We start from the raw sequence: 9462 nt of genomic DNA on the forward strand, positions 1-9462 counted from the left end.
AACTAGAGAACAAACTCCTTTCCAACAATCACCTTCAGCGCCCGGGGCAGGATGTTGACATCAAAAGGCGCCTGCCCGAGACTTTCTCCGTCAGCCTCCATCATAAATCCGTTCTTCCGGCTTGTGATTTTTACATTTCTGGCCGTGAAGGTGGCCACTTTGGGATGCTTGATAAACCGGCCGGTATATAGGTTGCGAAGTTGGGCCAACACCGTTCCCAACCCGATTTTTTTAATGATCGTGATGTCGAGCAGACCGTCGTCGGGGATGGCGTTTGGCAATTGCATCATTCCACCGCCATTGTATTTGCAAATTCCCACACTCATGCTGAATGTGTGGAAATTGAATTTTTTATCGTCAAGTTCCACCTGGATGATACGGGATTCATACTGAAAAAGGCTGGTGAAAAGGTTAACAAAATAGGAGAGGACATTCCCTCTGCCGGCGGCTTTTTGCCGGTTGGTTTTTTGTGCTACCAAGGCATCAAAGCCCATCCCGGCAATATTGATGAAATAGCGCGTTTCAGGTTTTTCACCATTAAAGTAGGAAATTTTACCGACATCCTGCAGAAATGTTTTTCCTTCGGCAATCGTATTGATGGCCGGTTTATAGTTTTTCGGGATATTGAACATGCGCCCCCAGTCATTCCCGGTTCCAACTGGAATCAATCCCAGCAAATACTCAGCGGCATTATATCCTTCAAAGTTTATCATTGCATTGGCAACTTCATTCAAGGTACCGTCGCCGCCAATGGCAATGAATTTTTTATAGCCTTTCAGCAAAGCTTTTCCGGTAAGTTCAATGGCGTGCAGGGGGCCTTCAGTCATCGCAAAATCAAAAGCTAATCCTTGGTTAGCCATCAATTTTTTAATTTCAGGCCAGTCCCTTTTAATTTTGCGATTGCCGGCGTTTGGGTTGACAACGACAAACCACTTGTCCAACTCCTTTGCTTTTTGTTCCATGATCTATTATTTGAAAGTCGTTTTAGGTGAAAATCGGGTCTTTTTCATTTCGGCCAAGCAGAAACCAGGTGGTGAAAAATGCCCAGAAAGTAACCCCTGCCTGTGTATCAAGTGTGTCGCCGGTGATCATCGAAAGCGATGCGATGCAAAAGAACACAAAATAGAAATAGTCGTTAAACATCTTCAGCTTAATTCCGGGGTAAGTTAATGCAAAAATAAACCACAGCAATCCAAATAGTCCCAATGTGGCAAATACAGTGAGGTATTGGTTGTGCGTTCGCCACCATTGTTCCGGCGGTAATTGGCTTTTCATTTTTGGATACATCTCCTTGAATGCACGGTCAATATCCCCGGTTCCAACGCCAAAAAGTAAGTTTTCGCTAATGATTTTTGTTCCTGCACGCCAGAACTCAAGCCTTTGTGTCACTGAGTTGTCCTTTAGATGGCCCGTTTGATGGTAGGTTTCAATTTCCCAGATCACCGTTTTTATTCGCTTGCTAAGGCTTGATTCTTTCAACTGATCAACATTTGCGATTCCCCGTTCAATGGCCTGTACATCTTCATTGGTGAGCGCCTTCACACCGTCGGCATCTTTTCTCAATCCTTTTGACGTAAGGTATCGTATCAGGGTGAACCGAACCGGATTACCCTTCTGATCAAGCGTATCAAAATGTACCCGGCTGCGCGCATTCCAACCGGCTTTTAGTTCATCAATCTCAAGATACTGCCCTACCCAATGCCCATTCTCAACGCCGAAAAGCGCACTGTCATGATAATACGGATTCCCGCTGCTGGTAAATTTATCCAGGTTTTCGTGATAGAAAGGCTCTTTAGGAACCACCTGGTGATAAAGCGATTGCAAAAAAATAAACACCGAGACCGGAATTGCAATCATGATGATCAACGAGGTCAGCTTCAGAGAAAACTGGCGAATGTGGAAAACAGCCAGTAAAAGTAAAATCAGTGATGTGATCAGAACTACCCCCAAACCGGTAATGGACTCCATTAACACCAGGAAAATGAGTAGCCATATCGAAAATACCAGCATCACCCAGCGAATAAACCCATGGATTTGTTCTTTTTGAAAAAACAGGAAAATACCGGCAAACAGAGCAAAACTAAGGTTTAATGCAAACCGGATATGAGAAATGAAAACTGAAATGTTACGAATTTCAAACACATCGCTGGTCAGAAGTTTTCCGATGCTAAAGAGGGATCCAAATACATTGGCGCCGACAAAAAGTGAGATGAGGTAAAAGAAAGTCTGCCGGTTCAATTTTGGAGAAGTGGCAATGATAACCGGAATCGCCAAAAGGGGGAGTTTAATTCGGAGGTCTTTAAAAGCATAGGCAAAATCGGAAGTCCACAAAAGGCCGATCACATGAATAAAGAAGATCGATGCAACTGCCAAAGCAGGCTTGTTGGAAAAGAACTGACGAAATTTCCCGATCACCTGCCGGTCGAGCAGCCAGTTGAAAATGAGGATGAACTGCGCAATGCTCATCAGGAACTTGGATGTTGGAAGTGAAACCAGCATTAACGCCAATCCAAAAACATAAATATTTGTACGGCTTAACCAGCCCGGTAATTTCATGCTGTCGATTTTAAACCAAAATGTTGATTAATCTCACTTTATTGCAAAAAAACTATTTTTACCGCAATGTAAGTATCTGAAGTGATGAAAAAGAGGGAAAACTCTTTCGGCAATTTTTGGAAAGCGTTGAAAAAAGGCATTCGCATCCTGGTGATGATAACCGGTATTTTTTCGCTTGTGATGGTTGCGCTGAGCTTCACTCCTTTGCCTTACAATGTGCACTACTGGCTTGGGACGCATGATGCCAAACTAGATTGCAAGCCCGATTACATTGTGGTGATGGGCGCCGGTGGGATGCCGGGCCCCGGAGGGCTGATGCGCAGTCATTTCGCCGCCGAAGCGGCATCTCTTTACCCCGATTCAAAAATTATCATTGCCCTGCCCTTTGACACCAGTAACTTTATTAACAGCGACGCTTACCGTATGTTTCGATCAATTGCCGGTTCTAACATTGATTCTGCGCGCTTTTTATTCGAAACCAACGGAACCAATACTTACACCCAGGCCTGCGAAATAAACCACATGCTGGAAAATACTGAAGATAAGGCCTTGTTGATTGTTTCATCACCCGAGCACATACGCCGGTGTATACTGACTTTTAGGAAATGTGGATTTCAGCAGGTTGGCGGATTGCCCACCTTCGAAGCGGCTTTCAGTGATGATCTGTTGCTCACGGAGAAGGAACGTAAGAAGAGAATACAGGAAATCGGCAGGAGTGTAAGTGTAAGGTATGACATGTGGAACTACCTTATTCTCGAAATTGCCGTGATCCGGGAGTTTACGGCTCTTGGTTACTATAAGTTGAAAGGCTATATTTAAGTCAATATCTGCTGCCTTAATGGTATGTAATCCGGTTGACAAAATTGATTTTGATACGTTGAAATTTTAGAACAAATTAATCTGAAATGAAAAAGATTTACTTTAGATTTAGCGTAATGATATTGATGGCAATCTTTTGCCTGAGCGCGTTTGCAGCAAAATCGCAGGATTTTCTGCTTACTTCTCCAAATGGAAATTTGGAAATGAAAGTTTCGGTAAACAAAGGAATTTCGTGGAGCCTCCTTCTCAACCGTGAGGTGGTAATCGCTGAAGCCAAAATTGATATGGATTTTGGCAACGGGCAGCTGGCAGGCAGCGGAGAAATCATTAGTCACCAACTCATAGAAAAAAAATCCATTATCAAACCGGAGGTACCATACAAGGATGCTGAAATTACAGATCACTTCAACGAATTGACATTAGCGTTTAACAACGGGATTAAATTGCATTTCAGGACTTACAAAGATGGGGTTGCTTACTGTTTTGAGGACGATGACGTAAACAGGAAGTTTGTGTTCGATGAACAGCTGCATCTGAATTTTCCGGAAGGCGCCTTCACCTATTTTCCTGAAGAAAAGTCGATGTATTCGCACAACGAGCGTATTTATACACATGCTGCTTTAAAGGATATTGCTGAAGGATGTTTCTGCAGCCTGCCGGTGATGTTCGAAACTGCTGCCGGTGCAAAGGTCGTCCTTACTGAAACAGCGCTGCACGATTACCCTAATATGTTTCTGAAAATGATTGCTAACGAGCAGTTCAGGGCTATTTTCCCAAAGTTTGTTTTAGAAGCCATTCCGAACGTCGAAAGAGGGCCAGACAGGAACCAGATCATTACGAGAGAAGCAGATTATATCGCTGAGATGGCTGGTGCACGGAGCTACCCCTGGAGAGTGTTTATCGTCAGCAATGATGATCGTGAATTCATCAAAAGCAGCCTTGCCTATCAACTGGCTGAACCCTCAGTACTTGAAAATACATCGTGGATCAAACCCGGGAAAGTTGCCTGGGACTGGTACAATGCCAACAACATTTTCGGGGTCGATTTCCGCTCCGGATTAAATACCGACACCTATAACTATTACATCGATTTTGCGGCTGCCAACGGTGTCGAGTATGTGATCTTTGATGAAGGCTGGACAAAAAGCACAACAGAGATTCTCGACTTCAACCCCGAAATGGATGTTAAAGGATTGATCAACCATGCTTCGGGAAAGGGTGTTGGGATTATCCTTTGGGTTTTATGGAAACCCCTCAGTGAAAACCCCGATGAAATCCTGGAGACCTATAAATCGTGGGGCGCCAAAGGAATAAAGGTGGATTTTATGCAGCGTTCCGACCAGGCGATGGTCACTTCTTATGAATCCATTGCTGCAAAGGCAGCCCAACTGGAACTGCTGGTTAATTTTCACGGGGCTTTCAAGCCGGGCGGACTTCAGCGAAAGTATCCCAATGTGTTGAATTTTGAAGGGGTTAAAGGAGGTGAAAACAATAAATGGTCAGATATCATCACTCCCGACCACAACCTAACCATACCTTTTATCCGCATGGCTGCCGGACCCATGGACTATACTCCCGGTTCGATGATTAACGCAAATAAAGCCAATTATGCCATCAGTTGGGAGCGCCCCATTAGCCTGGGCACGCGTTGCCACCAGGTAGCCATGTTCGTGATTTATGAAGCGCCATTGCAGATGATGTGCGAGTCACCTTCGGTTTACCTGCAAGAGCAGGAGTGCACAGATTTCATCTCACAAATTCCCACAACATGGGATGAAACCATAGTGCTAAAGGCAAAAGTTGCTGATTATCTTATACTGGCCCGCCGAAAAGGCAACGACTGGTATATCGCCGGAATGACAGACTGGACTCCGCGGACATTTGAAATCCCTCTCTATTTCCTCACCGGAACTTATGAAGCAACACTGCTCACTGACGGAATAAATGCCGACCGCTTTGCACAGGACTATAAACTTACAAAACAAAACCTGACTTTATCCGATACAGTTACAATCAATATGAAACCGGGCGGTGGTTTTGCAGCGATTCTGAGGGGGGTAGAATAAAAATCTACCTGGGTTGATTCAAAGAATGAATTCGTAAACCTATCACCATAATGGCTCTTTAAAGTAAAAGATTTGCCTTGAGCAGGACTCTTATTAACTTTTTACAGGTTGATCAGTATTTTATTCCAGATAATCCGACAGTTTTTGTGTGTCAAGATAATCTTTGAACCCGTGTGTCATGGTTGTAATGATGTTGCTAAAAATACATTTGTCGAATGGACAAATGGGATTGTCCATCGGGCATTTTGTGATAGCAATTTTCCCTTCGATGGCTTCATAAACCTGAAGTAGTGAAATCTGATCTGCAGGTCTCTTAAGTCTGAAACCGCCATGAGGTCCACGGTTTGAATCAAGAAAATCATCTTTTGCCAGCCTCTGTAAAACTTTGGCCACATGATGTTTTGATGCGCCTGTCTGCTCGGCGATTTTTACTACATTTAAGTTATTTTCGGATTTTGCAATCAATATCATGCTATGGATCGCGATGGAGCCTGCTTCGGAGAGAGAGAAAATTTTCGACATTTCTTTTGTTTTTGTGAGTTGGCAAAAAAGATCACCTGCAAAGATAGAAGTGTTATTGAGAAATTCAGTATTTAATCTCTAATTTATATTTATTCCAAATCTGCTTAAATGCTCCAAATACAGGCCAAATCATTAAATGGTTTAAAAACGATAGGCAGCATTACGTAATGATTTGACATTATTGACAGGATCAGGAGGGGATAGATGCCCGGCAAGGAATTTATAGATTTTCACACGAATCTCGATGGCAATTTTTGTGTCCATCCTGTCGAATGAATGACCACCAGGTACATTTTGAAAGATTTCATATTCAAACTTTTTGCCTTCAGCTTTGAGCAATTTGATGAGATGCTCCACTTCAAGCACATTCACATCGGCATCGTTGGTGTTGGTGTGGATAAGCAAGGGAGTATTTTTCATTTTATGTACATTCCAGGCTGGAGAGCGACGCCGGTATTCGCTCACGTTTTCATCAGCTGGTTGCCCGATATGGTAGTCAGCAGAAAACAAGTCGCGATACTCCTGATTTTTATAACCCATACGGGCAATGATATCACTGACCGGTACACCGGCAAAAGCTGCCTGGTAATCGTCGGGATGGTCGAAAATGTTCATCAGTGCAATCAGACCTCCATGGCTCCAGCCGATGATTCCCACCCGATTTTTATCCACAATGTCGAAATTCTCGATCATGTAGTCGCGGCTCGCCTTCACGTCTTCAACCTCCAGCCCGCCGTAGTCAATACTTTCGTGAAAACTTTTACCATAACCGGTACTACCCCGGTATTCGGCAGCAACGATGATGTAGCCCTGAACAACCAATTCGCGAACGATATGGGTATAATAAGTAGAAAAATCGGAATGTACACCACCGTGAGGCAACACAATCAACGGGTATTTTTTTTCCGGGTCAGCGGTGCGGGGGATGAAAACGTAACTCCAGAAGTTAACCGGATTACCTGCGCCCTGGGCAGTGGGATTAAGCTCTTTCCATTTTGGTGGACCATAGATATAAACTTTATCAACATAAGCCACATCACCCACTTTTTGGTACCAGAGCACATCGTCAATATTTTTGTTAACGACGTCAAATTGAAAACTCAACTGTTGGATTTGTTGATCCAATTTTTCAATCTGAGATTTCAATTCTTCTGCTGACTGCGCCTTGGCAAACGAAATGCAGAGCAGGCAAACCATCATCGTAGCTAGAATTCTTGTGGTGAATTTCATTGGTTTAATTTTTTTGTTTCGTCAAAAATACAAAAACCAATTTAAGTCGAACGAAGTGGAATAAATTAGTAGGTGGCTTAAAACCTTCGTTGCTGCGGCTGTTTCAGAAACTCATTTACCCTGTCGAAAGCTATTCTGAACCAAACCGTGTAATTTTCAGGATGTGAATTCATGTCGGCTTCGATGGCTTTCATACTCATCCATTTCCATGTGTGCACTTCTTCGGGGTTGATTTCGGGCGCCTGATTGTATCTTCCGAAAAGTACATGGTCAAATTCATGTTCGGTGAGGCCTTTATCGAGTTTGGCTTTGTAGATGAAATCGAAAATCTTCTCCAGATCACAATCGAATCCCATCTCTTCCACTAACCGCCGGTGACCTGCATCGAGCAATTGTTCATTGGGACGGGGATGGCTGCAACAGGTGTTCGTCCAGAGGCCTGGCGAGTGGTATTTTTTGAGTGCTCGTTGCTGGAGCATCAGTTCGTCATTTTGGTTAAAAACAAAAACAGAAAATGCCCGGTGCAAAACCGCTTTTTCGTGAGCTTCCATTTTCTCCATTTCTCCGATTGGGTTGTCGTGCTGATCTACCAATATGACTTTTTCCATTTTCTATTTAATTTTTATCCCGGTAAACGGCATTTCCACTGATCAGTTTTTCGATCATTTCCACTTCTCTTTTGTCCAGTTCCCCTGAGTTTTTCATAAATGCGGCTACCCTGAGCCAGAATTTTCGACCGGAAACATCGCCCAGCAGTGCCGGAAGTTGTTCAATTATTAATGCTTTATCCTCTTTGATATTGTCATAAAACAGGAAACCCGGTATATTTGCCTGGGTTGCAAACCGCATGAATCTGACTTCGGGATCTTTTGGAGCTTTAATAACGGCTGCTTCAATATTTTTCTTTCCGCGGTTAAAATATTCGATTTTGTTGTAAGGCCCGCTGGCACACTCAGCCGAGGCGGCTTCGGCAGTTCCGGCATAAGCCTGGTGAACGGCAGAAGCATACTTTTCACTTTTAATGCGCTCGAAAAACTTCATTTGTCCGCACTTCTCATCTTTCATGGCAAAGAATCCGTCTCGAAGCTGGTCATGTGAAAACTGACCGAAAGCTGCATGAAAAGAAAAGAGTAAAATACCTGCTATTATTGAAAATGGTCTGATCATATCCGGTTGAGTTTGTCTTTTAAAAAAGCGTTAAAAAGAAGGATATATTTCATTCCATCCGGGATGCGGACACGTACCCGCAACAATCGTTCAGCGGGATATTTGCTGATTTTTTTGAACAAAGCATAGAAATAAACGTGAGCTACATACACACCAAACCTGGCGCCATCAGGAAGTTTTCGGATTCCTGCAAGTCCTGCCTGGAAATCGGCGTCTATTTCGGTTTCTATTTTTCTTTTTGTTGCTTCATCAAATTTGCTGATGTCGATGCCGGGGAAATAGGAACGCCCCAGACCATTATAATCATGACTCAAATCACGGAGAAAATTGATTTTCTGGAAAGCAGCACCGAGCCTCATTGCCGGGGGCTTAAGCTCATGATACATTTTTTCATCTCCTTCACAAAAAACCCTCAGGCACATTAGCCCAACCACCTCAGCCGAGCCAAGGATGTATTCTTCATAGCCTTTGCGGTCGTAGTTTTCTTTGTAAAGGTCCATTTCCATGCTTCGCAAGAACGTGTCAATCAACTCACGTTCGATTTTGTATTTATTTACAGCCCATTGAAAATTATTTAAAATCGGGTTCAGGCTGATTTTATCCTCGATAGCGGCATAGGTGTCGCGTTTGAAATTCGTAAGCAGTTTTTCCTTATCAAAATCGTGAAATGTGTCGACGATTTCGTCGGCAAAACGAACAAAACCATAAATAGCATAGATCGGGTCGTGGAAGCGCTTGCTGAAAAAGCGGATGCCCATCGAGAAAGAGGTGCTGTACATTACAGTCGTCATCTTGCTCGATTTTTTTGAAATCATATCAAAGAGGTCTTTCATGGCGGTTATTTTTCCAATTCAACAATCAGTTTTGAAGCAATTTGTCCGGAGATGATTGCCGGCGGCACGCCAGGACCCGGAACGGTTAATTGGCCGGCATAAACCAGATTTTGTACCTTTGAATTTTTCACCGAGGGTTTCAGAAAAGCAGTCTGGAGCAGCGTATTGGCCAATCCGTAAGCATTTCCTTTGAAAGCATTGTAATCGGCGATAAAGTCGGAGTGTGAATAGGCCCGTTTGAAAACAATGTGTTTTTCGATGTTTTCGCC

At 43.5% G+C, this 9462-nt stretch carries 10 protein-coding genes; 2 read left to right on the top strand and 8 right to left on the bottom strand.

The annotated features are described in order from the left end of the window. Positions 1-2: 2 nt before the first annotated feature. Positions 3-962 carry a diacylglycerol kinase family lipid kinase gene (locus IH598_17275; protein MBE0640269.1) on the bottom strand — a complete coding sequence of 320 codons (960 nt, stop codon included), beginning with the start codon at positions 960-962 and terminating at the stop codon, positions 3-5. Between the two features lie 22 nt (positions 963-984). Further along, on the bottom strand, positions 985-2556 hold the full coding sequence (locus IH598_17280) for an O-antigen ligase family protein (GenBank protein ID MBE0640270.1): 1572 nt from the start codon (positions 2554-2556) through the stop codon (positions 985-987). Between the two features lie 84 nt (positions 2557-2640). Here IH598_17280 and IH598_17285 point away from each other — a divergent pair, with 84 nt between their 5' ends. Both IH598_17285 and IH598_17290 read left to right on the top strand, forming a co-directional pair. After that, positions 2641-3375: a YdcF family protein gene (locus tag IH598_17285; GenBank protein MBE0640271.1), complete on the top strand. Its 735-nt coding sequence runs from the start codon at positions 2641-2643 to the stop codon at positions 3373-3375. Between the two features lie 86 nt (positions 3376-3461). Further along, entirely contained in the window at positions 3462-5441 is a 1980-nt protein-coding gene (locus IH598_17290; protein MBE0640272.1) for a glycoside hydrolase family 97 protein, read from the top strand. Positions 5442-5561: 120 nt separating this feature from the next. Here the strand turns inward: IH598_17290 and IH598_17295 are convergent, their stop codons facing one another. The 6 genes from IH598_17295 to IH598_17320 all read right to left on the bottom strand — a co-directional run. Continuing rightward, positions 5562-5963, bottom strand: a complete 402-nt coding sequence (locus tag IH598_17295; protein ID MBE0640273.1) for an Rrf2 family transcriptional regulator — start codon at positions 5961-5963, stop codon at positions 5562-5564. 141 nt (positions 5964-6104) lie between these two features. Next, positions 6105-7193 carry a prolyl oligopeptidase family serine peptidase gene (locus IH598_17300; GenBank protein ID MBE0640274.1) on the bottom strand — a complete coding sequence of 363 codons (1089 nt, stop codon included), beginning with the start codon at positions 7191-7193 and terminating at the stop codon, positions 6105-6107. Positions 7194-7270: 77 nt separating this feature from the next. Beyond that, positions 7271-7801: an isopentenyl-diphosphate Delta-isomerase gene (gene idi / locus IH598_17305; GenBank protein ID MBE0640275.1), complete on the bottom strand. Its 531-nt coding sequence runs from the start codon at positions 7799-7801 to the stop codon at positions 7271-7273. A gap of 7 nt (positions 7802-7808) precedes the next feature. Continuing rightward, positions 7809-8360 (bottom strand): hypothetical protein, encoded by a 552-nt coding sequence (locus IH598_17310; protein ID MBE0640276.1) that lies wholly within the window; start codon positions 8358-8360, stop codon positions 7809-7811. Then, entirely contained in the window at positions 8357-9193 is an 837-nt protein-coding gene (locus tag IH598_17315) for a phytoene/squalene synthase family protein (protein ID MBE0640277.1), read from the bottom strand. Before IH598_17315 ends, IH598_17310 begins: the two co-directional genes overlap by 4 nt. 5 nt (positions 9194-9198) lie before the next feature. Continuing rightward, on the bottom strand, positions 9199-9462 hold a 264-nt coding region (locus IH598_17320), incomplete at its 5' end, for a phytoene desaturase (GenBank protein ID MBE0640278.1).

The sequence above is a fragment of the Bacteroidales bacterium genome, from assembly GCA_014860585.1.
Classification (GTDB): domain Bacteria; phylum Bacteroidota; class Bacteroidia; order Bacteroidales; family 4484-276; genus RZYY01.